General features: G+C 65.6%; 20 protein-coding genes and 1 tRNA gene. 12 read left to right on the top strand and 9 right to left on the bottom strand.

Going from position 1 to position 22,487, the window contains the following annotated elements; genetic code table 11:
- Nucleotides 1-15 precede the first annotated feature (15 nt).
- Nucleotides 16-234, top strand: a complete 219-nt coding sequence (locus ACFOJE_RS13570; RefSeq protein WP_377814921.1) for a helix-turn-helix domain-containing protein — start codon at nt 16-18, stop codon at nt 232-234.
- 174 nt (nt 235-408) lie between these two features.
- Here ACFOJE_RS13570 and ACFOJE_RS13565 read toward each other — a convergent pair.
- Nucleotides 409-485: transfer RNA gene (locus tag ACFOJE_RS13565), tRNA-Arg, on the bottom strand.
- Nucleotides 486-708: 223 nt separating this feature from the next.
- Here ACFOJE_RS13565 and ACFOJE_RS13560 point away from each other — a divergent pair.
- Nucleotides 709-1,404: a cytochrome b/b6 domain-containing protein gene (locus ACFOJE_RS13560; protein ID WP_377814920.1), complete on the top strand. Its 696-nt coding sequence runs from the start codon at nt 709-711 to the stop codon at nt 1,402-1,404.
- Nucleotides 1,405-1,441: 37 nt separating this feature from the next.
- Here ACFOJE_RS13560 and ACFOJE_RS13555 read toward each other — a convergent pair whose 3' ends face one another.
- Nucleotides 1,442-1,900, bottom strand: coding sequence for a c-type cytochrome (locus tag ACFOJE_RS13555; protein WP_377815052.1), 459 nt, complete (start codon nt 1,898-1,900; stop codon nt 1,442-1,444).
- Between the two features lie 251 nt (nt 1,901-2,151).
- On the opposite strand from ACFOJE_RS13555, the gene gabD reads away from it, so the two are divergent.
- On the top strand, nt 2,152-3,603 hold the full coding sequence (gene gabD / locus ACFOJE_RS13550) for an NADP-dependent succinate-semialdehyde dehydrogenase (RefSeq protein ID WP_377814919.1): 1,452 nt from the start codon (nt 2,152-2,154) through the stop codon (nt 3,601-3,603).
- Between the two features lie 66 nt (nt 3,604-3,669).
- On the opposite strand, the gene ACFOJE_RS13545 is transcribed toward gabD, so the two are convergent.
- The gene (locus tag ACFOJE_RS13545; protein ID WP_377814918.1) at nt 3,670-5,571 is read right to left on the bottom strand and encodes a putative bifunctional diguanylate cyclase/phosphodiesterase; all 1,902 of its coding nucleotides are present in this window, start codon (nt 5,569-5,571) and stop codon (nt 3,670-3,672) included.
- Nucleotides 5,572-5,710: 139 nt separating this feature from the next.
- Between ACFOJE_RS13545 and desA the strand changes: the two genes are divergently transcribed.
- From desA to ACFOJE_RS13530, 3 genes are all read left to right on the top strand, one after another.
- Nucleotides 5,711-6,901: a delta-9 fatty acid desaturase DesA gene (gene desA / locus ACFOJE_RS13540; protein WP_377814915.1), complete on the top strand. Its 1,191-nt coding sequence runs from the start codon at nt 5,711-5,713 to the stop codon at nt 6,899-6,901.
- Nucleotides 6,902-7,001: 100 nt separating this feature from the next.
- Complete coding sequence (locus ACFOJE_RS13535; protein ID WP_377814914.1) at nt 7,002-8,015, top strand: GGDEF domain-containing protein; 1,014 nt, start codon at nt 7,002-7,004, stop codon at nt 8,013-8,015.
- Nucleotides 8,016-8,182: 167 nt separating this feature from the next.
- Nucleotides 8,183-8,539, top strand: a complete 357-nt coding sequence (locus ACFOJE_RS13530; protein ID WP_377814913.1) for an ArsR/SmtB family transcription factor — start codon at nt 8,183-8,185, stop codon at nt 8,537-8,539.
- Nucleotides 8,540-8,543: 4 nt separating this feature from the next.
- On the opposite strand, the gene aguA is transcribed toward ACFOJE_RS13530, so the two are convergent.
- From aguA to ACFOJE_RS13515, 3 genes are all read right to left on the bottom strand, one after another.
- Nucleotides 8,544-9,686 (bottom strand): agmatine deiminase, encoded by a 1,143-nt coding sequence (aguA, locus tag ACFOJE_RS13525; protein WP_377814912.1) that lies wholly within the window; start codon nt 9,684-9,686, stop codon nt 8,544-8,546.
- 115 nt (nt 9,687-9,801) lie between these two features.
- The gene (gene aguB, locus ACFOJE_RS13520) at nt 9,802-10,680 is read right to left on the bottom strand and encodes an N-carbamoylputrescine amidase (protein WP_377815051.1); all 879 of its coding nucleotides are present in this window, start codon (nt 10,678-10,680) and stop codon (nt 9,802-9,804) included.
- Between the two features lie 119 nt (nt 10,681-10,799).
- Nucleotides 10,800-12,176, bottom strand: a complete 1,377-nt coding sequence (locus ACFOJE_RS13515) for a glutamine synthetase family protein (protein ID WP_377814911.1) — start codon at nt 12,174-12,176, stop codon at nt 10,800-10,802.
- 268 nt (nt 12,177-12,444) lie between these two features.
- On the opposite strand from ACFOJE_RS13515, the gene ACFOJE_RS13510 reads away from it, so the two are divergent.
- The 6 genes from ACFOJE_RS13510 (at nt 12,445) to ACFOJE_RS13485 (ending at nt 19,398) form a co-directional block, all read left to right on the top strand.
- Nucleotides 12,445-13,197, top strand: a complete 753-nt coding sequence (locus tag ACFOJE_RS13510) for a gamma-glutamyl-gamma-aminobutyrate hydrolase family protein (protein WP_377814910.1) — start codon at nt 12,445-12,447, stop codon at nt 13,195-13,197.
- Nucleotides 13,198-13,436: 239 nt separating this feature from the next.
- Nucleotides 13,437-14,810 carry an aspartate aminotransferase family protein gene (locus ACFOJE_RS13505; RefSeq protein WP_377814909.1) on the top strand — a complete coding sequence of 458 codons (1,374 nt, stop codon included), beginning with the start codon at nt 13,437-13,439 and terminating at the stop codon, nt 14,808-14,810.
- Between the two features lie 150 nt (nt 14,811-14,960).
- Nucleotides 14,961-16,058, top strand: a complete 1,098-nt coding sequence (locus ACFOJE_RS13500) for a polyamine ABC transporter substrate-binding protein (RefSeq protein WP_377814908.1) — start codon at nt 14,961-14,963, stop codon at nt 16,056-16,058.
- A gap of 390 nt (nt 16,059-16,448) precedes the next feature.
- Nucleotides 16,449-17,600, top strand: coding sequence for an ABC transporter ATP-binding protein (locus ACFOJE_RS13495; protein WP_377814907.1), 1,152 nt, complete (start codon nt 16,449-16,451; stop codon nt 17,598-17,600).
- Nucleotides 17,597-18,499 carry an ABC transporter permease subunit gene (locus ACFOJE_RS13490; protein ID WP_377814906.1) on the top strand — a complete coding sequence of 301 codons (903 nt, stop codon included), beginning with the start codon at nt 17,597-17,599 and terminating at the stop codon, nt 18,497-18,499. The genes ACFOJE_RS13495 and ACFOJE_RS13490 overlap by 4 nt, the downstream gene beginning before the upstream one ends.
- Nucleotides 18,496-19,398 carry an ABC transporter permease subunit gene (locus ACFOJE_RS13485; protein ID WP_377814904.1) on the top strand — a complete coding sequence of 301 codons (903 nt, stop codon included), beginning with the start codon at nt 18,496-18,498 and terminating at the stop codon, nt 19,396-19,398. Before ACFOJE_RS13490 ends, ACFOJE_RS13485 begins: the two co-directional genes overlap by 4 nt.
- A 171-nt stretch (nt 19,399-19,569) precedes the next feature.
- Here the strand turns inward: ACFOJE_RS13485 and ACFOJE_RS13480 are convergent, their stop codons facing one another.
- Genes ACFOJE_RS13480 through rpoZ form a run of 3 tightly spaced genes read right to left on the bottom strand, consistent with a single transcriptional unit; the run spans nt 19,570 to nt 22,438 of the window.
- A complete protein-coding gene (locus ACFOJE_RS13480; protein WP_377814903.1) occupies nt 19,570-19,950 on the bottom strand; it encodes a RidA family protein in 381 nt (126 codons plus the stop codon).
- Nucleotides 19,951-20,009: 59 nt separating this feature from the next.
- Complete coding sequence (spoT, locus tag ACFOJE_RS13475) at nt 20,010-22,115, bottom strand: bifunctional GTP diphosphokinase/guanosine-3',5'-bis pyrophosphate 3'-pyrophosphohydrolase (RefSeq protein ID WP_377814901.1); 2,106 nt, start codon at nt 22,113-22,115, stop codon at nt 20,010-20,012.
- A 59-nt stretch (nt 22,116-22,174) separates the two neighbouring features.
- Entirely contained in the window at nt 22,175-22,438 is a 264-nt protein-coding gene (gene rpoZ, locus ACFOJE_RS13470; RefSeq protein ID WP_377814899.1) for a DNA-directed RNA polymerase subunit omega, read from the bottom strand.
- Nucleotides 22,439-22,487 lie beyond the last annotated feature (49 nt).

The following is a 22,487-nucleotide window of genomic DNA, read 5'->3' as shown; positions in this document are numbered from 1 at the left end:
GCCATGATTCGAGTGATGTTCAAGCAGCAGCTGGACGAGAAGTCCTTCAGGGAGAAGCGACGGATCACGCTGCAGGAGGTGAGTGACGCGACGGGGATTTCCAGGGCCACTCTATCTCGTATCGCCAATACCCCTGGCTACAACACGTCGACGGATCACATCGATCTGCTGTGCGATTTCCTGGGCTGCGAACTGGAAGACTTGCTCAAGCGCGTTGTAGACAAGCCTGAGTGAGTGGGAGCAGGGCGCCATTGGCAGCTGTGACCACCTACAACTCTATCCGTGGCTAGTGGTCGAGATCGGGAGGGCGCCATTCGCTCCCTTGTTAGGCTGGGCACAGAATGGACACATTTTGGACACAGCCCAAATAAAAAGGGCCTAGGTTTTCACCTAAGCCCTTGATTTATATGGCGCATCCGGCGGGATTCGAACCCACGACCCCTGCCTTCGGAGGGCAGTACTCTATCCAGCTGAGCTACGGATGCGTTGCGGGGCGCAATCATACGCATCTCGTCAGCGGGCGTCCATGCCGATGCGATGACTTTCTCCCGGGCCCCCTCCATAGGCTGCCGGCACAGACGGGTTGGCTCTCGGCGCAGGTGTGCGGGGGAAGCCGCCAGGGTGTCGCGAACGGGCGGGTGGCTGTTACCCTTCGGGAGTCGCTGGGTATCTTCGGCGGGTTTCCCCTATCGATGGAGTCAGTAGTAGATGTCGGACAGTATCAGGGTCTGGGATGCGCCGCTGCGCCTGTTTCACTGGTCGCTGGCGCTCAGCGTCGCGGCGGCCGTCGCCACCGGCTGGGTGGGTGGCAATCTGATGGTCTGGCACGGCCGGCTGGGCCTGCTGATCCTCGGGTTGCTGGTGTTCCGTCTGGTTTGGGGCGTGCTGGGATCGACCTATGCGCGCTGGTCGCGCATCCTCGCCGCGCCGCTGAGCGTGGGGGCCTATCTGCGCGGGCAGTGGCGGGGGGCGGGGCACAGTCCGCTGGGTTCCCTGTCGGTGCTCGCCCTGCTCGGGCTGGTGGGGTTCCAGACCCTGAGCGGGTTGCCGGCGAGCGACGATATCGCCTTCCAGGGGCCGCTCTATCGGCTGCTGGAGGCCGAGACCAGCGCCTGGCTGACCGGTCTGCACCGTCAGGCCAAGTGGCTGTTGCTGGGGATGATCGCCCTGCATCTGCTGGCGATCGCCTACTACGGCCTGGTCCTGCGCCGGCCGCTGGTGCGGGCGATGGTCAATGGCCGCCATTCGCGGGAGTACGCCGAGCAGGTCGAAGCCCGTGGCGGTTCGTGGGGCGCGGCGCTGGTCGCGCTGGCTTTCGCCGTGCTGGTGATCTGGCTGGCGCAGTCGGCCGAGGGCTGGGTGGCGCCCCCGCCGGCGCCGGCTGCGCCGCAGCTCGATTGGTGAGAGCGGGCCGGCCGGCGGCAGCCGACCGGCCAATCACTCATTCGGCGCGGAACTTCTCGTGGCAGGACTTGCAGGCCTTGCCGACTTCGCCGAAGGCGGCCTTGATGCGTGCCTGGTCGCCGGTGGCCGCTTCGCTGGCCAGCTGGTTGGCGGCGGCGACGAAGGTGCTGCCGACCTTGCGGGCTTCATCGGGGTTCTCGAAGAAGGACGCCTTGAGGTCGGTATTCTCCTTGCCCATCTTCTCCTGGGTGGTTTCAGGGCTGTAGAGGGCGCCCATGCCGGAGTTGGCGATGGCGGCGATGGCGTTGGCCGCATTGGCGACCTGCTCCTTGTTGTAGGGCACGCTGCCCTCGACGACCTGGGCCTTGATCTTGCCCATGTTCCAGGACATGAAGCTGTAGCCGGCCTGGCGGTAATGGACCTGGTCCTCGGGCTTCATCTGCGCCTGGCTGGTCACGCTGGCCAGCAGCATGGCGGCGCCGAGGGCGCCTGTCATCAATGCTTTCACGGTAACTCCTTTGTTTTCCTGAGTCCGCACGGCCCCGACGGCCGTCCGGAGAGGGCTATACTCCCCGCCATATAGCGATCAGTGCAAGCCGAATGCTTGTACTAGAGCGGTTCCGCTGCCCCGGCAGGCTTCCGGGTAGTGTCCGGGCAAGAGGAAATGCCGTCCCGCGTCCGGGAACGAGCCAGCTCGACCGTATTCCCAATCGAAGCAATGCCCGTACGGCTGCTTAGGAGGCTGCAATGCAACTGAAAGACGCCCGGCTGTTCCGCCAACAGGCCTATATCGACGGTAGCTGGCAGGATGCCGATGGTGCTCAGACCCTCCCGGTCAACAACCCGGCCACTGGCGAAGTCCTCGGCAGTGTGCCGAAGCTGGGCGCGGCCGAGACCCGCCGCGCCGTCGAGGCCGCCGAGCGGGCCCTGCCGGCCTGGCGCGCGCTGACCGCCAAGGCCCGCGCGCAGAAGCTGCGCCGCTGGTTCGAGCTGATGCTCGAGCACCAGGACGACCTGGCCCGGCTGATGACCCTGGAGCAGGGCAAGCCGCTGGCCGAGGCCCAGGGCGAGATCGCCTACGCCGCCTCCTTCCTCGAGTGGTTCGCCGAGGAGGCCAAGCGCGTCTACGGCGACACCATCCCCGGCCACCAGAGCGACAAGCGCCTGATCGTCATCAAGCAGCCGATCGGCGTCTGCGCCGCCATCACCCCGTGGAACTTCCCCAGCGCCATGATCACCCGCAAGGCCGGCCCGGCCCTGGCCGCCGGCTGCACGATGGTGCTGAAGCCGGCCAGCCAGACGCCGTTCTCGGCCCTGGCCCTGGCCGAACTGGCCGAGCGCGCGGGGATTCCCGCCGGGGTGCTGAACGTGGTCACCGGCTCGGCCGGCGAGGTGGGCGGCGAGCTGACCTCCAACCCGGTCGTGCGCAAGCTGTCCTTCACCGGCTCCACCGAGATCGGCCGCCAGCTGATGGCCGAGTGCGCGCGGGACATCAAGAAGGTTTCCCTGGAGCTGGGCGGCAACGCGCCCTTCATCGTCTTCGACGACGCCGACCTGGATGCCGCGGTGGAAGGGGCCTTGATCTCCAAGTACCGCAACAACGGCCAGACCTGCGTCTGCGCCAACCGCCTGTACGTGCAGGAAGGGGTCTACGACGCCTTCGCCGCCAAGCTCAAGGCGGCGGTGGAGCGGCTGAAGATCGGCAACGGCCTGGAAGCCGGCGTGACCACCGGCCCGCTGATCGACACCCAGGCCGTGGCCAAGGTCCAGGAACACATCGACGACGCCCTGGCCAAGGGCGCGACCCTACTCGCCGGCGGCCGGCCGCATGCCCTGGGCGGGACCTTCTTCGAGCCGACCATCCTCACCGACGTGCCGCGCGACGCCGCGGTGGCCCGCGAGGAGACCTTCGGCCCGCTGGCCCCGCTGTTCCGCTTCCGCGACGAGGCCGAGGTGATCGCGCTGGCCAATGACACCGAGTACGGCCTGGCTTCCTACTTCTACGCCCGCGATCTGTCCCGGGTGTTCCGCGTGGCCGAGGCGCTGGAGTACGGCATGGTCGGCGTCAACACCGGGCTGATCTCCAACGAGGTGGCGCCCTTCGGCGGCATCAAGGCCTCGGGCCTGGGCCGCGAGGGCTCGAAATACGGCATCGACGAGTATCTGGAGATCAAGTATCTCTGCCTCGGCGGCATCTGAGCCGCCTGAGGGGGCGCGGGGGGCTGCCGCATTGGCAGGCCGCCGCGGCCCCACTGGTGCGAAGGATCACCTGCTGCAGGTATCGGTCTCGCGGATCTCTTCCAGCGCCTGTGCCAGTTGCTCGACCGGCAGGGGCTTGCCGAACAGATAGCCCTGGCCCAGGTCGCACCGGTTGCGCTTGAGGAAATCCATCTGCTCGGGCCTTTCGATGCCTTCGGCGAGAACGGTCAGACCCAGGCTGTGGGCCAGCATGATGACCGAGCGGGTGATGGCCGCATCCTCGCTGTCGGCCGGCAGGCCGGCGACGAAGCCCTGGTCGATCTTCAGCTTGTGCACCGGCATGCGCTTGAGGCGCAGCAGCGAGGAGTGGCCGGTGCCGAAGTCGTCGATGGCCAGGCGGATACCCAGCTCGCGCAGGCGCTGCAATTGCTCGAGGGCGACTTCCGGCTCCCTCATCACCGTGCTCTCGGTGATCTCCAGTTCCAGGTACTGCGCCGGCAGCCCGGTTCGGGCGAGGATCTCGGCCACGCGCAGATCGAGGATGCCGCGGTTGAACAGGCGGCTGGAGATGTTCACCGCGACGAACTTCAGACGGCAGCCGCTTTCCAGCCAGGCGCGCATCTGCAGGCAGGCCTGCTCCAGCATCCACAGGTCGATGTCGCTGATCAGGCCGTTTTCCTCGGCGATGGGGATGAACTCCCCCGGCGGCACCAGGCCGCGCTCGGGATGCTGCCAGCGCACCAGGGATTCGAAGCCGATCAGCCTGCCGCTGTCGAGGTCGTGGATCGGCTGGTAATGGGCGCGCAGCTCTTCCTTCAGCAGGGCCTGGCGCAGGGAGATGGCCAGCTCGACGCGCTGCTGGGCGTAGAGGGTCAGCTCCTGGGTATAGAAGGCGTAGGTGGCGCGTCCGCTGTGCTTGGCCTTGTTCAGCGCGGAGTCGGCGTTGCGCAGCAGCTGCTCGACGCTCTGAGCGTCGTTGGGGAACAGGCTGACGCCGATGCTGACGCCGATCATCAGGTCGTGCTTGCCCAGCTGGAAGGGCTGGTTCAGCGCTTCGATGATCTGGACCGCCAGGGTCGCCGCCTGCTGCGGCAGGCAGCTCTCGCTGACCAGCCCGAACTCGTCGCCGCCGAGGCGGGCGAGGGTCATGCCCTGGCGCACCACGTTGTAGATGAGGCGCTGGCTGATGGCCTTGAGCAGCTGGTCGCCCAGGCGGTGGCCGAGGCTCTCGTTGATGTGCTTGAAATGGTCGAGGTCGAGCAGCAGGATCGCGCCCTGGTCCTTCTCCGCCCGAGCCCGTTCGAGCCCCTGCTGGATGCGCTCGTTGAACAGCAGGCGGTTGGGCAGGCCGGTCAGCGGGTCGTAGTGGGCCAGGTGGTCGAGCTCGGCCTGTGAGCGCCGCAGCATCGACAGGTCGGAGAACACCGCGACGTAGTGGCTGAGCTCCCCCTCCCGGTCGCGAATGGCGCGGATGCTCTGCCACTGGGGATACACCTCGCCGGTCTTGCGCCGGTTCCAGATCTCGCCGCTCCATTCGCCGTGCTTTTGCAGGGTCTGGTAGAGGCTCTGGTAGAAGCGCGCGTCGTGCCGGCCCGACTTGAACATGACCGGCGTCTTGCCCAGCACCTCGTTCTCGCTGTAGCCGGTGATGCGGGTGAAGGCCGGGTTGATGTAGAGGATCCGCTGCTTGGCGTCGGTCATCAGCACGCCCTCCTGGGCGCTGTCGAAGACCGCCGCGGCCTGGCGCAGGCTGGTGTAACTGGCGTTCTGTTCGGCCAGCCGACGGCGGCCGAGCAGGTACAGCAGCAGGGTGGTCAGCACGATGAAGCCGGCATCTTTGAGCAGCAGCAAGGGCCAAAGGCGCTCGTTATCCTCGGGCAGGGACAGCAGCAGGCTATCCAGACCTATCCATAGGAGGGCGAGAGTCGCATAGGCTAGGCAGACCCACTGGAGGAGGCGTGCTTTCATCTAACACCGGGTTCCATGACGGCTAACAGGACAGGTGTACTGCGGGAAACAGTGGTTAAAAAGTCGACTGGCGTTATGGCCGGTCGGGCCAATAATCAATGAGAAGTGAATCAGACTACGTCCATGAGGCGATTACCCCATGTGGTACAACGGTTTGCTCGATCTCGCGCCTTGGCAGCTGATTTTGGTCATCTTGGTATTGACGCATGTCACTATAGTCAGTGTCACTATCTATTTGCATCGCTATTCGGCGCATAGAGCCCTCGAGCTAAATCCCGTCCTTGAGCATTTCTTCCGTTTCTGGCTGTGGCTGACCACGGCCATGAACACCCGCGAGTGGACGGCCGTCCACCGCAAGCACCACGCCAAGTGCGAAACCGTCGACGACCCCCACAGCCCTCGGCACAAGGGCCTGCTCACCGTTCTGCGCAGGGGGGCCGAATTGTACCGGAGCGAGGCGAAGAATCCGGAAACCCTGCGCCTCTACGGCAAGAACTGTCCTGACGACTGGATCGAGCGCCGCCTCTACGCCCGCTTTCCCAATGCCGGTATCGCCCTCATGGCGCTGCTCGACCTGAGCCTGTTCGGCGCGCTCGGCCTCACCGTCTGGGGGCTCCAGATGCTGTGGATTCCCCTGTGGGCCGCCGGCGTGGTCAACGGCCTGGGGCACGCGATCGGCTACCGCAACTTCGAATGCCGGGACGCCTCGACCAACCTGCTGCCCTGGGGCCTGCTGATCGCCGGGGAGGAGCTGCACAACAACCACCACACCTACCCGAACTCGGCCAAGCTATCGGTGCGCAAGTGGGAGTTCGACCTGGGCTGGGCCTGGATCCGTCTGTTCGGCTGGCTGGGACTGGCCAAGGTCAAGCGCGTCGCGCCGATCGCCCACCGGGTGGCGAGCAAGGGGCATCTGGACATGGACACCGCCATGGCGATCCTCAACAACCGCTTCCAGGTCATGGCCCAGTACCGCAAGCTGGTGATCGCGCCGCTGGTCCAGCAGGAGTTCGTCCGGGCGGACGTCTCGGTGCGTCATCTGTTCCGTCGCGCCAAGGGGCTGCTGGCACGCGAAACCAGCCTGCTGGAGGCATCCCAGCGGGCGCGCATCCAGTCCCTGCTGGAGCAGAGCCAGGCGCTCCGGGTGATCTACGAGCGGCGCCTGGCGCTGCAGCAGATCTGGGCCAGGACCAGCGCCAACGGGCACGACATGCTGGTCGCCATCAAGGACTGGATCCAGGAGGCCGAGTCCAGCGGTATCCAGTCCCTGCACGATTTCGCCGCCCAACTGAGAACCTATTCGCTGCGTCCGGCGCCGCTGCTCGCCTGAGCAGCGCGCCTTCGAACTTTAGGGGCCGCAACCGATCTGATGAGCCGTGCCCGCCCGAGGTGCAGGGGACAGGGCTTCAATCGAAGGAGCGGATGCAGTCATGATCGCTAAGGCTAAGGATGAACATCCCGTCGGCAAGGCCGTAGAGGCCGCCCCGCCAGCCATCCCGTCGTCCCCGGACGACAAACCGTCCATACCCCGCCAGGCACTCGCCGAGCTGGCCCGGCTGCAGGCCCGCGAGCAGCTGTTCGACCTGCTGATGGCCAGTCTCAACGTCGTGCTCTGGGTGTTCGATTGGCGGGCGCAGCGGCTGATCTACGTCAGCCCGGCTTACGAACGGATCTTCGGGCGGCCTGCCTCCGCCGTTCTGGAGAGCTTCGCCGAATGGCAGCAGAGCATCCATCCGGACGACCGCGAACAGGCTCTCGCCGGCCTCGCCGAGGTTCTGGAGAAGGGCGCCATCGAGCAGCGCGAATACCGCATCGTCCGTGGCGACGGCCAACTGCGCTGGTTGAGCGACAAGTGCTTCTGCAACGAGGGGGACGGGCAAGGCCGTTCGATCGTCGTCGGCATCGCCGAGGACATCACCGAGAAGAAGCGCTTCGAGAGCGAGTTGCAGATGCTCGCGACCACCGACGCGCTGACCCAGAGCAGCAACCGCCGGCATTTCTTCGAATGCGCCCAGAGCCAGTTCCAACTGGCCCGCCAGGGCGGCTTCCCGCTGGCCTTCCTGTTGCTGGACGTGGACGACTTCAAGCGCATCAACGACAACCATGGTCATCAGGTCGGCGACCAGGTGCTGTGCCAACTGGCCCGCTGCGGTGCCAGTCTACTGCGGCGCGGCGATCTGTTCGGGCGGATCGGTGGCGAGGAGTTCGCCGCGCTCTTTCCCTACTGCCGCCCGGAGGAGGCGTTGCAGATCGCCGAGCGCCTTCAGCGCTCCATCCGGCGCCTGGTGTTCAATGCCGAAGACCGGCCGTTCCGCATCACCGTCAGCCAGGGGCTGGTCAGCCTCCGTCCCGATGACACCAGCCTGAGCGCCCTGTATGCCCGCGCCGACGAGGCGATGTACCAGGCCAAGCGCCAGGGCAAGGACCGCATCGTGCAGGCCTGACCCCGGTACGGCAGCGCGGGTGCGCCGGCCTCATGGCGAGGCTGCGACTCCGTGCATCGCCTGGCGCGCTGCCCCTTGGAAAATTCCGCCGGGCAATGGCAGGATGCCCTGCCGATCAATCAGACCCTCCACCATCGGGTTACGCTCAGCCCGACCGAGCCTCCGCCATGAGTGAAACCGACGTGTCCATCGACATCCAGCGCCTTCGCCATTCCGCCGACCGGGCCCAGCAGTTGCTGAAGACGCTGGCCAACCGGGATCGCCTGATGTTGCTCTGCCAGCTGTCCCACGGCGAGCGCAACGTCGGCGAACTGGAAGCGCTGTTGGGCATCAGGCAGCCGACCCTGTCCCAGCAGCTCGGGGTATTGCGCCGCGAGGGGCTGGTGGAAACCCGCCGCGACGGCAAGCAGATCCATTACCGGATCAGCAGCTCCCACGCCCTAGCGGTAATCGCCACGCTCTATGAGCTGTTCTGCAGCGAATCCGTCGAGCCCCGGGCAGAGAGAGGGGCCGTCGTCTCCTAGCGACTCAGGCCCCGCACTCCAGCACCTGCTTCCAGGATTCCGGATGCAGATGCGGCGCCGGCTGCTGCTGGGTGATGCAGTGAATGTTGCCGCCGCCGAGGAGAATCTCCCGGCCCGGCAGCATGACCACCTCGCGCTCGGGGAACAGCTGGCGCAGGATTCTTTCCGCCTCGGCATCCCGCGGATCGTCGAAGCGGGGCGCGATGATGCCGCCGTTGACGATCAGGAAGTTCACGTAGGAGCCGGCCAGGCGCTGGGACGGATCGCGCGGCTGGCTGCCGGCGATGGCATCCACGCCGGCGCATTCCTCCTCGCTGGCGTACAGCGGGCCGGGAATCGGCATCTTGTGCACGGTGAGGGCGTTGCCCCGGGCGTCGCGGCTCTGCTCCAGCACCCGGAGGGCCGCCTGGCAGCGCGGATAGTTCGGGTCCTGCGGATCGTCGGTCCAGGCCAGCAGCACCTCGCCGGGGCGGACGAAGCAGCAGAAGTTGTCCACATGGCCGTCGGTCTCGTCGTTGTACAGGCCCTGGGGCAGCCAGATCACCTTGTCGACGGACAGATGTTCGGCGAGCACGACCTCGATCTCGTGCCGCGACAGCTGCGGATTGCGGTTGCGGTTGAGCAGGCATTCCTCGGTGGTCAGCAGGGTGCCTTCGCCGTCCACGTGGATGGCGCCACCTTCCAGCACGAAGCCTTCGGTGCGATAGCGGGCGCAGCGCTCGATGCCGAGGATCTTGCCCGCCACCTGGTCGTCGCGCTTCCACGGCCAGTAGAGGCCACCGTCGAAGCCGCCCCAGGCATTGAAGGTCCAGTCCACCCCGCGCACCTCGCCGCGGCCGTCGACCACGAAGGTCGGACCGCTGTCGCGCACCCAGGCGTCGTCGCTGCCGAGTTCGATCACGCGGATGTTCGGATGGTCGAGGCGGGCGCAGGCGTTCTCGTACTGCCCGGCGCTGACGCCGACGCTGACCGGCTCGAAGCGGGCGATGGCACGGGCTACCGCGGCGAAGGCGGCCTGCGCCGGCTTGCCGCCCAGGCGCCAGTTGTCCGGCCGTTCCGGCCAGAGCATCCAGGTCTGGCTGTGCGGTTCCCACTCGGCGGGCATGCGAAAGCCATCGGCACGGGGAGTCGAGGTGAGGGTGGTCATCGGGCTGTCACCAGGTGGTTGCGAAAGGACGACGAATCGGTCGGCTCGTCTTGAGTATTGCAGGCTTCTGCGGGATTGCCCCGCAGCGGCAGCTTCGCCGCGGGGCGGATCGGCGTCAGGACTCCAGCGCGCCGTCCAGGGTCTTGAGCGGCCCGTAGAGGTTCGGCCGGCGGTCGCGGAACACGCCCCAGGCGCTGCGGATGTGCTCCAGACGGTCGAGGTCGAAGCTGTGCACCAGCACGCCTTCCTCGGTCTCGTTCAGCTCCTCCACCTTGGCGCCGAACGGGTCGGCGATGAACGACGAACCGTAGAAGTCGATGTGGTAGTCCTCCTGCTCCTCGCGGCCGATGCGGTTGCTGGCGATCAGCGGCATCAGGTTGGCGCCGGCATGGCCCTGCTGCACCCGCTGCCAGTGGTCGCGGGAGGTGATGGTCGGGTCGTGCGGCTCGCTGCCGATGGCGGTCGGATAGAACAGCAGTTCGGCGCCCTGCAGCGCCATGCTGCGCGCGCTCTCCGGGAACCACTGGTCCCAGCAGATGGCCACGCCGATTTTGGCGTAGCGGGTCTGCCAGACCTTGAAGCCGGTGTCGCCGGGGTTGAAGTAGTACTTCTCGTGGTAGCCGGGGCCGTCGGGGATGTGGCTCTTGCGGTAGGTGCCGAGCACCCGGCCGTCGGCGTCGATGATGGCGATGCTGTTGAAGCGCGCCCGCCCGGCCAGCTCGAAGAAGCTGATCGGCAGCACCACTTGGAGCTCGGCGGCGATCTTGCGGAAATGGCGGATTGCGGGGTTTTCCTCGACCGTGGTGGCCAGCTGCAGGTATTCCGGGTTCGGTTTCTGGCAGAAGTAGGGGGTTTCGAACAGTTCCTGGATCAGGATGATCTGCGCGCCCCTGGCGGCGGCCTCGCGCACCAGTTTCTCGGCCTTGGCGATGTTGGCGGCGCGATCCCAGGAACAGGCCATCTGGGTGGCGGCGACGGTGACGATGCGAGACATGGCGACCTCGTGACGACGCATGGGCGGAATCCATCAAGCTGGCAGAGGATGCCGCCCGGGTCAAATGCAAGGGGAAAGGGACATTGACCGGATCGCCCAGCGGCTTTCCGGCCGGTCGATCAGACCGTGTGCAGGTACCAGTTGTACTCCAGGTCCGAGATCGAGTGCTCGAACTCCTCCAGCTCGCTTTCCTTGCAGGCGACGAAGATATCGATGTAGTCCGGGCTGATGTATTCGGCCAGGATCTCGCTGTCGTCCAGCTTGCGCAGGGCGTCGCGAAGGTTGTTCGGCAGGCTGGGCTCGACCTTCTCGTAGGAGTTGCCCTCAATCGGCTCGCCCGGCTCGACCCGGTGGCTGAGGCCGTGGTGCACGCCGGCCAGCAGGGCGGCCATCACCAGGTAGGGGTTGGCGTCGGCGCCGGCCACCCGGTGCTCGATGCGTATCGCATCGGCGCTGCCGGTCGGCACGCGCAGGGCCACGGTGCGGTTGTCCAGGCCCCAGCTCGGCGCGTTGGGCACGTAGAACTGGGCGCCGAAGCGGCGGTAGGAGTTGACGTTGGGGCAGAGGAAGGCCATCGACGCCGGCATGGTCTCCAGCACACCGCCGATGGCATGGCGCAGATCGGCGTTCTGCTGGGGATCATCTCCGGCGAAGATGTTGCGGCCCTCGCGGTCGAGGATCGAGATGTGCACGTGCAGCCCGTTGCCGGCCTGGCCGGGGTAGGGCTTGGCCATGAAGGTGGTGTCCATCTCGTGGTCGTAGGCGATGTTCTTGACCAGGCGCTTGAGCAGCACGGCGTAGTCGCAGGCCTTGATCGGGTCGGCGACGTGGTGCAGGTTGACCTCGAATTGCGCCGGGGCGCTCTCCTTGACGATGGCGTCGGCCGGGATGCCCTGTTCCTTGGCGCCCTCGAGGATGTCCTGCAGGCAGTCGACGTATTCGTCGAGGTCGTCGATCAGGTAGACCTGGGTGGAGTGCGGACGCTTGCCGGAAATCGGCGAGCGCGGCGGCTGCGGCCGGCCGTTCACGTTCTCCTGGTCGATCAGGTAGAACTCCAGCTCGAAGGCGGCGCAGACGGTCAGGCCCATGGCGTCGAACCTCTCCACCACCCGGCGCAGCACTTCCCGCGGATCGGCGAAGAAGGGCGTGCCGTCGCGCTCGTGCATGGTCATCAAGAGCTGCGCGGTGGGGCGCTTCTGCCAGGGTTCCTTGCTCAGGGTGTTGGGGATGGGGAAGCAGTTGCGGTCGGCGTCGCCGATGTCCAGGCCCAGGCCGGTGCTTTCCACGGTGGCGCCGTTGATGTCCAGGGCGAACAGCGAGGCGGGGAGGTTGATGCCCTGCTCGTAGACCTTGTGCAGGCTGGTGCGCTCGATGCGCTTGCCTCGCACCACGCCGTTCATGTCGGCGATGAGCAGATCGATGAACAGGATCTCGGGGTGTTCCTTGAGGAACGCGTTCGCCTCGTTGAGCTGAACGGCGCGCGGAAGGACCGACATGATGCAACACCTTACATGTTAAAAATATCAATCATCCGATGACTTGGTGTTGAGTCAACCCCAAAGCCGTGGCGCTGTCAAGGCAGGCCCGTTTTGCCCTTCATTGGGGCTCTCGTGCCTTTTTCTGCGGCGTTTTGGGGCGGTCGGGAACGCTGTTCGCGTGCTCTGGAAGGCCTCCTGCTGGCGCCTGATTTCCGGCGGTTGTCTAAAAAAATGAACAAGACTAAGCTCGGGCCATCTACCTAGTGGATACAAGGAAGACGCCTGCATGTTCCGTCAGCCATTGATCGGCGTGATCGCCTGCACCAAGCAGATCGGCCTGCATTCCTACCATGTCGCCGGTGACAAGTACCTGCGCGCCGTTGCCGAGGGCGCGGGCGGTCTGCCGCTGGTCATCCCCGCCCTGGGCGAACTGATCGACCAGGCGGAGCTCATCCAGCGCCTCGACGGCCTGCTGTTCACCGGCTCGCCGTCGAACGTCGAACCGCACCATTACCAGGGGCCGGCCAGTGCGCCGGGAACCCTGCACGACCCGGCGCGCGACCGCACCACGCTGCCCTTGATCCGCGCCGCGGTGGCCGCCGGCGTGCCGCTGTTCGGCATCTGCCTCGGCTTCCAGGAGATGAACGTGGCCTTCGGCGGCAGCCTGCACCAGAAGGTGCACGAGGCCGGGCCGTTCATGGACCACCGGGAGAGCGAGGAGGACGCCCTGGAGGTTCAGTACGGCCCGCGTCACACCCTGCACGTGCAGCCCGGCGGTCTGCTCGCCAGCCTCGGCCTGCCGCGGGAGATCCAGGTCAACTCGGTGCACGGCCAGGGCGTCGAGCGCCTCGGTCCGGGGTTGCGCATCGAGGGGCTGGCGCCGGACGGGCTGATCGAGGCGCTCTCGGTGATCGATGCGCAGAGCTTCGCCCTCGGCGTGCAATGGCACCCGGAGTGGCAGTTCCAGGCCAATCCCCATTATCTGCGGCTGTTCCAGGCCTTCGGCGACGCCTGCCGGCAGCGGGCGGGCCGGCGCTGACGGCCGAGCGTCGAGGTGAACTGCCCGATCGGCGATCCGAGCGGCATCGCCGCAGCGAGACCGATCTGTCGCTGCCAGCCTCGTCGCTCGGGCGCGCAGAGAGCGAGAACTACAAGCGGGTGATCGGCTCCCGATCCTGAACGCCCGCTGCCGCCGGTTCGGGCGTCCCAGGCGGACGCGGTCCGTCGGAATCCCTTACGGCCCGTCTTTCGGGTTCCCGTTGTCGGAGGTACCAATCCATGAAGAAAGCCAGCAGCAATCCGCAGACCCGGCAGTGGCAGGATCTGGGGCGCGACCACCATTTGCCGCCGTTCACCGATTACAAGCAGCTCAACGAGAAGGGCCCGCGGATCATCACCCGCGCTTCCGGCGTGCACCTGTGGGACAGCGAGGGCAACCGCATCCTCGACGGCATGGCCGGCCTTTGGTGCGTCAACGTCGGCTACGGCCGCGAGGAGCTGGCCGAGGCGGCGGCCCGGCAGATGCGCGAGCTGCCTTACTACAATCTGTTCTTCCAGACCGCCCATCCGCCGGCCCTGGAGCTGGCCAAGGCCATCGCCGAGCTGGCGCCCGAGGGCATGAACCACGTGTTCTTCACCGGCTCCGGCTCGGAGGCCAATGACACCGTGCTGCGCATGGTGCGGCACTACTGGGCGGTCAAGGGCAAGCCGAGCAAGAAGGTGGTGATCGGCCGCTGGAACGCCTACCACGGTTCGACCGTTGCCGGCGCCAGCCTGGGCGGGATGAAGGGGCTGCACGGCCAGGGCGACCTGCCGATCCCCGGCATCGAGCACATCGACCAGCCCTACTGGTTCGGCGAGGGCGGCGACCTGGACCCCGATGAGTTCGGCACCCGGGTCGCCGAACAGCTGGAGAGCAAGATTCTCGATCTCGGCGAGGAGAACGTCGCCGCCTTCATCGCCGAGCCGGTCCAGGGCGCCGGTGGGGTGATAGTCCCGCCGGAGACCTACTGGCCGAAGATCCGCGAGATCCTCGACAAGTACGACATCCTGTTCGCCGCCGATGAGGTCATCTGCGGGTTCGGTCGCACCGGCGAGTGGTTCGGCAGCCAGCATTACGGCCTGAAGCCGGATCTGATGTCGATCGCCAAGGGCCTGACCTCCGGCTACGTGCCCATGGGGGGCGTAGTGGTCCGCGACGAGGTGGTCGAGGTGCTCAACCAGGGCGGCGAGTTCTACCACGGCTTCACCTATTCCGGGCATCCGGTGGCGGCGGCGGTGGCCCTGGAGAACATCCGCATCCTGCGCGAGGAGGGCATCGTCGAGCGCGTTAAGAGCGAAACGGCACCGTATTTGCAGCATCGCTGGCGGCAACTGGCCGAGCATCCGTTGGTGGGGGAAACCCGCGGTGTCGGTATGGTCGCGGCGCTCGAACTGGTCAAGAACAAGCACAGCCGCGAGCGCTTCCCCGCCGAACAGGCGGTCGGCATGCGCTGTCGCGAGTTCTGCTTCGACAACGGACTGGTGATGCGGGCCGTGGGCGACACCATGATCATCGCGCCGCCGCTGGTGATCGATCCGGTGGAGATCGACGAGTTGATCGCCAAGGCGCACAAGTGTCTGGACCTGACCGCGAGTGCCGTGCTCGGCTGAGGAGGCGTCTATCCTGCGCCTTCGCTCGCGCGAGTGCATGGAAATAGACGACCGGCCTTGTCAGACTGCGCAGCAGTGTGCGTCCAGCCCACGAGAAGGGCAGGACGCTCGCCAGTCGGGTAAACAAAAGACACAACAGGAGCTGTACGCATGAAAAGATTTGGCAAGTCCCTTCTCGCGCTGTCCCTAGCCGGACTCCTGGCGGGTGCGGCCCAGGCCGAGGACAAGGTGCTGCATGTCTACAACTGGTCGGACTACATCGCCGAGGACACCCTGGAGAACTTCACCAAGGAAACCGGGATCAAGGTCGTCTACGACGTCTTCGACAGCAATGAGGTGCTGGAAGCCAAACTGCTGGCCGGCAGCTCCGGCTACGACGTGGTGGTACCGTCGAACCCCTTCCTGGCCAAGCAGATCAAGGCCGGCGTGTTCCAGAAGCTGGACAAGAGCAAGCTGACCAACTGGAACAACCTCGACAAGAACCTGCTCAAGGCCCTGGATCCTAGCGATCCGGGCAACCAGTACGCGATCCCCTACATGTGGGGCACCATCGGCATCGGCTACAACGTCGACAAGGTCAAGGCCGTGCTCGGCGACAACGCTCCGGTCGATTCCTGGGACCTGGTGTTCAAGCCGGAGAACATCGAGAAGCTGAAGTCCTGCGGCGTCTCCTTCCTCGACTCGCCGACCGAGATCCTGCCGGCCGCGCTGCATTACCTGGGCTACGCTCCGGACAGCAGCAAGCCCGAAGAGCTGAAGAAGGCCGAGGAGCTGTTCATGAAGATCCGCCCGAGCGTGGCCTACTTCCACTCCTCCAAGTACATCTCCGACCTGGCCAACGGCAACACCTGCGTCGCCATCGGTTATTCCGGCGATATCTACCAGGCCAAAACCCGCGCCGAAGAGGCCAAGAACGGCGTGAAGGTCGGCTACAAGATTCCGAAGGAGGGTGCCGGCAGCTTCTTCGACATGCTGGCCATCCCGGCCGATGCGAAGAACGTGGATAACGCCCATGTCTTCCTCAACTACCTGCTGAAGCCGGAAGTCATGGCTTCGATCACCGACTACGTGCGCTTCCCGAACGGCAACGCCGCCGCCACTCCGCTGGTGGCCGAGGACATCCGCACCGACCCGGGCATCTACCCGAGCCAGGACGTGATGAAGAAGCTCTACACCTTCCCGGATCTGGACCCCAAGGTGCAGCGTGCCATGACCCGCAGCTGGACCAAGATCAAGTCCGGCCATTGATGGCGGAAGCACTCCGGCGACCAGCCGCTGGAGTGCCCCTCCGATAGCGCCCGGAGGGGAATCCGAAGGTTCGAGGCTTCCCTCATTCCCCAAGTTTTCGCCTGCTGCATCCTGCCTGTTGATCTTTCGAGGTTTTTCCCATAAATAGCGGCCTTCGCTCGGCAGATACCGCGCGGACCGGCACTGGAGGAGCCTTCCCATGCGCTCGATCTCGATCCCGACTGCCGCAGTCCGCACGGTCAGGCCAGGGATGCAGCCACATTGCCGGGGGCGCGGCCCTGCGTCCGCTTGTTCCACTTGTCCAGATACGTCGTCTTCCAGGCCGTCAGACGTGCCGGGGAGGATGGGTAGGGCGTCAATATCGGCCAAATTTTCAGTGGGAGTTCGCGCATGGCCATTGTCTCCAGCGCCTACAAGAAGGTTCTGACCGGCGACAGTCAGAGCAGGGAGGTCCTGCTCAAGCTGGAGCGGGTCACCAAGAAATTCGACGAGATGGTGGCGGTGGACGACGTCAACCTGACCATCCAGAAAGGCGAGATCTTCGCCCTGCTCGGCGGCTCCGGCTGTGGCAAATCGACCCTGCTGCGCATGCTGGCCGGTTTCGAGCGGCCGACCGAGGGCCGCATCTATCTGGAAGGCCGCGACATCACCGACCTGCCGCCCTACGAGCGGCCGATCAACATGATGTTCCAATCCTATGCGCTGTTCCCGCACATGACGGTGGAGCAGAACATCGCCTTCGGCCTCAAGCAGGACCGTCTGCCCAAGGACGAGATCGCCGAGCGCGTCGCCGAGATGCTCAAGCTGGTGCAGATGACCCAGTACGCCAAGCGCAAGCCGCACCAGCTGTCCGGCGGCCAGCGCCAGCGCGTGGCCCTGGCCCGCTCGCTGGCCAAGCGACCCAAGCTGCTGCTGCTCGACGAACCCATGGGGGCGCTGGACAAGAAGCTGCGCTCGCAGATGCAGCTGGAGCTGGTGGAAATCATCCAGCGGGTCGGCGTGACCTGCGTGATGGTGACCCACGATCAGGAGGAGGCGATGACCATGGCCGAGCGCATCGCCATCATGCATCAGGGCTGGATCGCCCAGGTCGGCAGCCCGGTGGACATCTACGAGACGCCGAACAGCCGGTTGGTCTGCGAGTTCATCGGCAACGTCAACCTGTTCGAAGGCGAGCTAATCCAGGACGACGCCGACCACGCGATGGCCGCCTGCCCGCAACTGGAGCGGCCGATCTACATCGGTCACGGCATCTCCACCCGCGCCGAGGAGAGACACATCACCTACGCGCTTCGTCCTGAAAAGATGCAGATCAGCGTCGACAGGCCCGAATTGGAGCATCCCGACTACAACTGGGCGACCGGCAAGGTGCACGACATCGCCTACCTGGGCGGTCATTCGCTGTACTACGTCGAGCTGCCGTCGGGCCTGATCGTGCAGGCCTTCATGGCCAACTCGGAGCGCCATGTCAAACGGCCGACCTGGGACGATCAGGTCTACATCTCCTGGTATGACGACAGCGGGGTGGTGCTGCATTCATGAACACGCTGCGCAAACTGCTTCCCGGCGGTCGCCATCTGGTGATCGGCGTGCCCTTCTTCTGGCTGCTGCTGTTCTTCCTGCTGCCGTTCGCCATCGTCCTGAAGATCAGCTTCGCCGAAACCGACGTGGCGATCCCGCCCTACACCGAGCTGTTCCGCTACGCCGACCAGCATCTGGAAGTGCTGCTCAACCTGGGCAACTACCTGTTCCTCGGCGAGGACGAACTGTACCTGTCGGCCTATCTCGGCTCGCTCAGGATCGCCTTCTTCAGCACCCTGCTGTGCCTGCTGATCGGCTATCCCATGGCCTACGCCATCGCCCATGCGCGCAAAGAGATGCAGACCGTCTATCTGTTGCTGATCATGATGCCGACCTGGACCGCGATCCTGATCCGCGTCTACGCCTGGATGGGCATCCTCAGCAACAACGGCCTGCTCAACGGCATGCTGCAGGGCCTCGGCCTGATCGACGAGCCCCTGCACATCCTCAACACCGATATCGCGGTGTACATCGGGGTGGTCTATTCCTACCTGCCGTTCATGATCCTGCCGATCTACGCCAACCTGGTGAAGCACGACCCGAGCCTGCTGGAGGCGGCCGCCGATCTCGGCGCGCACAACGTCACCAGCTTCTGGAAGATCACCGTGCCGCTGTCGAAGAACGGCATCATCGCCGGCTGCATGCTGGTGTTCATCCCGGTGGTCGGCGAATTCGTCATCCCCGAACTGCTCGGCGGTCCGGAAACCCTGATGATCGGCCGGGTGCTCTGGCAGGAATTCTTCAACAACCGCGACTGGCCGGTGGCCGCGGCGTTGGCGGTGGTGATGCTGGCGATCCTGATCCTGCCGATCCTGTTCTTCAACCGTAACCAGGCCAGGGAAATGGAGGGCAAGGCATGAGAAACCCGCGCTTCTCCAAACTGATGCTGTGGGCCGGGCTGCTGTTCATCTACCTGCCGATGGTCATCCTGGTCATCTACTCCTTCAACGACTCGCGCCTGGTGACCGTCTGGGGCGGCTGGTCGGTGAAGTGGTACGCCGGCCTGCTCGACAACCAGAAGCTGATGGGCGCGGTCCTGCGCTCGCTGGAGATCGCCTTCTACACCGCTATCTCCGCGGTGGCGCTGGGCACCCTGGCGGCTTTCGTGCTGACCCGCATCCCGCGCTTTCGCGGTCGTACCCTGTTCGGTGGGATGGTCACCGCGCCGCTGGTGATGCCGGACGTGATCACCGGCCTGTCCCTGCTCCTGCTGTTCGTGGCCATGGCCCAACTGATCGGCTGGCCGGCCGAACGCGGCCTCCTGACCATCTGGATCGCCCACACCACCTTCTGCACCTCCTACGTGGCGGTGGTGGTGTCCTCGCGCCTGCGCGAACTGGACCTGTCCATCGAGGAGGCGGCGATGGACTTGGGCGCTCGGCCGTGGAAGGTGTTCCTGCTGATCACCATGCCGATGATCGCGCCGTCGCTGGTGGCCGGTGCCATGATGGCCTTCGCCTTGTCGCTGGACGACCTGGTGCTGGCCAGCTTCGTGTCCGGCCCAGGCTCGACCACCCTGCCCATCGAGGTGTTCGCCGCCGTGCGCCTGGGGGTGAAGCCGGAAATCAACGCCGTCGCCAGCCTGATCCTGCTGGCGGTCTCTCTGTTCACTTTCCTCGCCTGGTTCTTCATCCGTCGCAGCGAAGAACGCCGGCAGCGGGCCATGCAGCAGGCCCGGGAAGAAGAGCAACACCTGCCCGCCTTGCGCCCGGTCGTCGCCAGCGGCGCCGCCGAGGCCCTGGCTGGCTCGCGCACCTGAGCCTGGCTGGCCCGGCGCGCCGGGCCAGCCCCATCATGTTCCTTCTTGAATTGTCCGTCCGCTACCGGGAGCCGGTGGCAACACTGCCATGGTTGGTCGGGCAGTGGTGGGGCGAGGAAAGGGGGTAGCCGGGGCTGGAGAAGCGGGCCGCGCCGGGCGGCCCGCAGGGAATCACTCGAGGACCAGGATGCCGTCCATCTCGACCTGGGCGCCGCGCGGCAGGGCGGCCACGCCGATGGCGGCGCGGGCCGGATAGGGCTGCTCGAAGTAGCGGCCCATGACTTCGTTGACCTTGGCGAAATGAGCCAGGTCGGTGAGGAAGATGTTCAGCTTGACGATGTCCTTGAGCGAGCCGCCGGCCGCCTCGGCGACCGCCTTGAGGTTCTCGAACACCTGCACGGCCTGGGCTTCGAAGCCTTCCACCAGTTCCATGCTCTTGGGATCCAGGGGGATCTGCCCGGACAGGTAGACGGTGTTGCCGGCCTTGATCGCCTGGGAATAGGTGCCGATGGCGGCGGGGGCCTTGTCGCTGTGGATCGCGGTCTTGCTCATGGGGGCTCCTTGTTGGAACGACGGCTATGGATTGCGGGCGAGCCGAACCGGTCGGTCGATCAGGCTTTGACCCGCGTGATGCGGATGATGCCCTTGAGGGTGCGCAGTTTCTTGATCACCTGGGCCAGATGGATGCGGTCCTTCACGCTGACCACCAGTTGGACGACGCTGGTGCGTCCGTCGCGCTCGTCCATGCTGATCTTCTCGATGTTGCCGTCGGCGGCGTTCACGCTGCCGGCGAGCAGGGCGATCAGGCCGCGCTGGTGCTCCAGTTCGACGCGCAGTTCGACGTTGAACTCCCCGCTGACATCCTTGGCCCAGGAGAGGGGGATGCATTTTTCCGGGTTGTTGCGGAACTCGCTGATGTTCCGGCAGTTCTCCAGGTGCACGACCATGCCCTTGCCCGCCGACAGGTGGCCGACGATGGGGTCGCCGGGGATCGGCGTGCAGCACTTGGCGTAACTCAGCACCAGGCCCTCGGTGCCGCGGATCGCCAGCGGCCCTTCGGCGTGGGGGATCTGTTCGTCGTCGCTGGCCACCAGACGGCGGGCGACCACGTAGGCCATGCGGTTGCCGAGGCCGACGTCCTCCAGGAGATCCTCGAAGACATCCTGGTGGTACTCGTCGAGGATCTGCTGGATGCGCTCGGCCGGGATGTTCTCCAGCTGGGCGTCCAGGCCGGCCAGGGCCTTGCTCAGCAGGCGCTCGCCGAGGCTGATGGATTCCGAGCGGCGCTGCTGCTTGAGGGCGTGGCGGATATGGGTGCGCGCCTTGCCGGTGACGACGAAGGTCAGCCAGGCCGGGTTCGGTCGTGCGCCGGGCGCGGTGACGATCTCCACCGTGGAGCCGCTTTCCAGCGGCTGCGACAGCGGCGCCAGGCGGCGGTTGATACGGCAGGCGATGCAGGCGTTACCGACGTCGGTGTGCACCGCATAGGCGAAGTCGACCGCGGTGGAGCCTTTCGGCATCTCCATGATGCGGCCCTTGGGCGTGAACACGTAGACCTCGTCGGGGAACAGGTCGATCTTCACGCTCTCGATGAATTCCAGCGAGTTGCCGGCGCGCTGCTGCAGCTCCAGCACGCCCTTGACCCATTGCCGGGCACGGGCGTGGCTGGCCTTGGCCGGGTCGTCGCTGGACTTGTACAGCCAGTGGGCGGCGATGCCGTTGTTGGCCAGCTCCTCCATCTCGCGGGTGCGGATCTGGATCTCGATGGGCACGCCATGCATGCCGAACAGCGTGGTGTGCAGCGACTGGTAGCCGTTGGCCTTAGGAATCGCGATGTAGTCCTTGAAACGGCCCGGCAGCGGCTTGTAGAGATTATGCACGGCGCCGAGCACGCGGTAGCAGGTGTCGACCTTGTCGACCACGATGCGGAAGGCATAGACGTCCATGATCTCGTTGAACGCCCGGCGCTTGCCGCGCATCTTGCTGTAGATGCTGTAGAGGTGTTTCTCGCGGCCCTTGACGTCGCCCTCCAGGCCCTCGCGTTCGAGGCAGGCGATCAGCGACTGCTCGATCTTGGCGACGATTTCCTTGCGGTTGCCGCGGGCCCTGCGCACCGCCTGGCGGATGCGCTCCGAGCGCATCGGGTACATGGCCTTGAAGCCGAGGTCCTCGAACTCCACGCGCATGGTGTGCATGCCCAGGCGGTTGGCGATGGGCGCGTAGATCTCCAGGGTTTCCTTGGCGATGCGTCGGCTCTTCTCGTGCGGCATCGCATCGAGCGTGCGCATGTTGTGCAGACGGTCGGCCAGCTTGACCAGGATCACCCGGATGTCTCGGGCCATGGCCATGGCCATCTTCTGGAAGTTCTCGGCCTGGGCCTCGGCCTTGTTCTCGAACTTCATCTGGGTCAGCTTGCTGACCCCGTCGACCAGTTCGGCGACCGTCTCGCCGAACTGCGCCACCAGCGCCTGCTTGGGAATGCCGGTATCCTCGATCACGTCGTGCAGCATGGCGGCCATCAGGCTCTGATGGTCCATGTGCATTTCGGCGAGGATGTTGGCGACGGCCAGCGGGTGGGTGACGTAGGGTTCGCCGCTGCGGCGGCGTTGGCCGTCGTGGGCCTGTTCGGCGTAGTAGTACGCGCGGCGGACCAGATTGACCTGGTCCGGAGCGAGATAGGTCAGCAGGCGGTCGGCGAGGGTCTCTATGCTGGCCAAGGAGATCCCCCCCGGCGACAGGGCGCTTCCTCGACCGTGCGACCTTGACCTTGCATCAATTACAGCGCCTCGTTGGACTCTTCCTCGAAGGCGGCGAACAGAGGCTCTTCGGCAACGATGTCGTCCTGGGCGATGACGTTAGCGTCGACCAGGCCGTCTGCGATCTCGCGCAGGGCGACGACGGTCGGCTTGTCGTTCTCCCAGGCTACCTTCGGCTCCTTGCCGCCGGTTGCCAGCTGGCGGGCGCGCTTGCTGGCGAGCATGACCAGTTCGAAACGGTTATCCACATTTTCCAGACAATCTTCAACGGTAACGCGGGCCATGGTGTTCCTCGTGAACGATAGGAATTACGGTGCCGGGATGGGCGAGCGG

The sequence above is a fragment of the Azotobacter bryophylli genome, assembly GCF_042643485.1.
Taxonomy (GTDB): domain Bacteria; phylum Pseudomonadota; class Gammaproteobacteria; order Pseudomonadales; family Pseudomonadaceae; genus Azotobacter; species Azotobacter bryophylli.
The sequence above is the reverse complement of the archived record's forward strand: the minus strand, read 5'-3'. Positions and strand labels throughout refer to the sequence as shown.

Coding starts and splice junctions, on each gene's coding strand:
- ACFOJE_RS13570 (WP_377814921.1), top strand. CDS start 16: ATGTTCAAGCAGCAGCTGGACGAGAAGTCCTTCAGGGAGAAGCGACGG.
- ACFOJE_RS13560 (WP_377814920.1), top strand. CDS start 709: ATGTCGGACAGTATCAGGGTCTGGGATGCGCCGCTGCGCCTGTTTCAC.
- ACFOJE_RS13555 (WP_377815052.1), bottom strand. CDS start 1,900: ATGACAGGCGCCCTCGGCGCCGCCATGCTGCTGGCCAGCGTGACCAGC.
- gabD (WP_377814919.1), top strand. CDS start 2,152: ATGCAACTGAAAGACGCCCGGCTGTTCCGCCAACAGGCCTATATCGAC.
- ACFOJE_RS13545 (WP_377814918.1), bottom strand. CDS start 5,571: ATGAAAGCACGCCTCCTCCAGTGGGTCTGCCTAGCCTATGCGACTCTC.
- desA (WP_377814915.1), top strand. CDS start 5,711: ATGTGGTACAACGGTTTGCTCGATCTCGCGCCTTGGCAGCTGATTTTG.
- ACFOJE_RS13535 (WP_377814914.1), top strand. CDS start 7,002: ATGATCGCTAAGGCTAAGGATGAACATCCCGTCGGCAAGGCCGTAGAG.
- ACFOJE_RS13530 (WP_377814913.1), top strand. CDS start 8,183: ATGAGTGAAACCGACGTGTCCATCGACATCCAGCGCCTTCGCCATTCC.
- aguA (WP_377814912.1), bottom strand. CDS start 9,686: ATGACCACCCTCACCTCGACTCCCCGTGCCGATGGCTTTCGCATGCCC.
- aguB (WP_377815051.1), bottom strand. CDS start 10,680: ATGTCTCGCATCGTCACCGTCGCCGCCACCCAGATGGCCTGTTCCTGG.
- ACFOJE_RS13515 (WP_377814911.1), bottom strand. CDS start 12,176: ATGTCGGTCCTTCCGCGCGCCGTTCAGCTCAACGAGGCGAACGCGTTC.
- ACFOJE_RS13510 (WP_377814910.1), top strand. CDS start 12,445: ATGTTCCGTCAGCCATTGATCGGCGTGATCGCCTGCACCAAGCAGATC.
- ACFOJE_RS13505 (WP_377814909.1), top strand. CDS start 13,437: ATGAAGAAAGCCAGCAGCAATCCGCAGACCCGGCAGTGGCAGGATCTG.
- ACFOJE_RS13500 (WP_377814908.1), top strand. CDS start 14,961: ATGAAAAGATTTGGCAAGTCCCTTCTCGCGCTGTCCCTAGCCGGACTC.
- ACFOJE_RS13495 (WP_377814907.1), top strand. CDS start 16,449: ATGGCCATTGTCTCCAGCGCCTACAAGAAGGTTCTGACCGGCGACAGT.
- ACFOJE_RS13490 (WP_377814906.1), top strand. CDS start 17,597: ATGAACACGCTGCGCAAACTGCTTCCCGGCGGTCGCCATCTGGTGATC.
- ACFOJE_RS13485 (WP_377814904.1), top strand. CDS start 18,496: ATGAGAAACCCGCGCTTCTCCAAACTGATGCTGTGGGCCGGGCTGCTG.
- ACFOJE_RS13480 (WP_377814903.1), bottom strand. CDS start 19,950: ATGAGCAAGACCGCGATCCACAGCGACAAGGCCCCCGCCGCCATCGGC.
- rpoZ (WP_377814899.1), bottom strand. CDS start 22,438: ATGGCCCGCGTTACCGTTGAAGATTGTCTGGAAAATGTGGATAACCGT.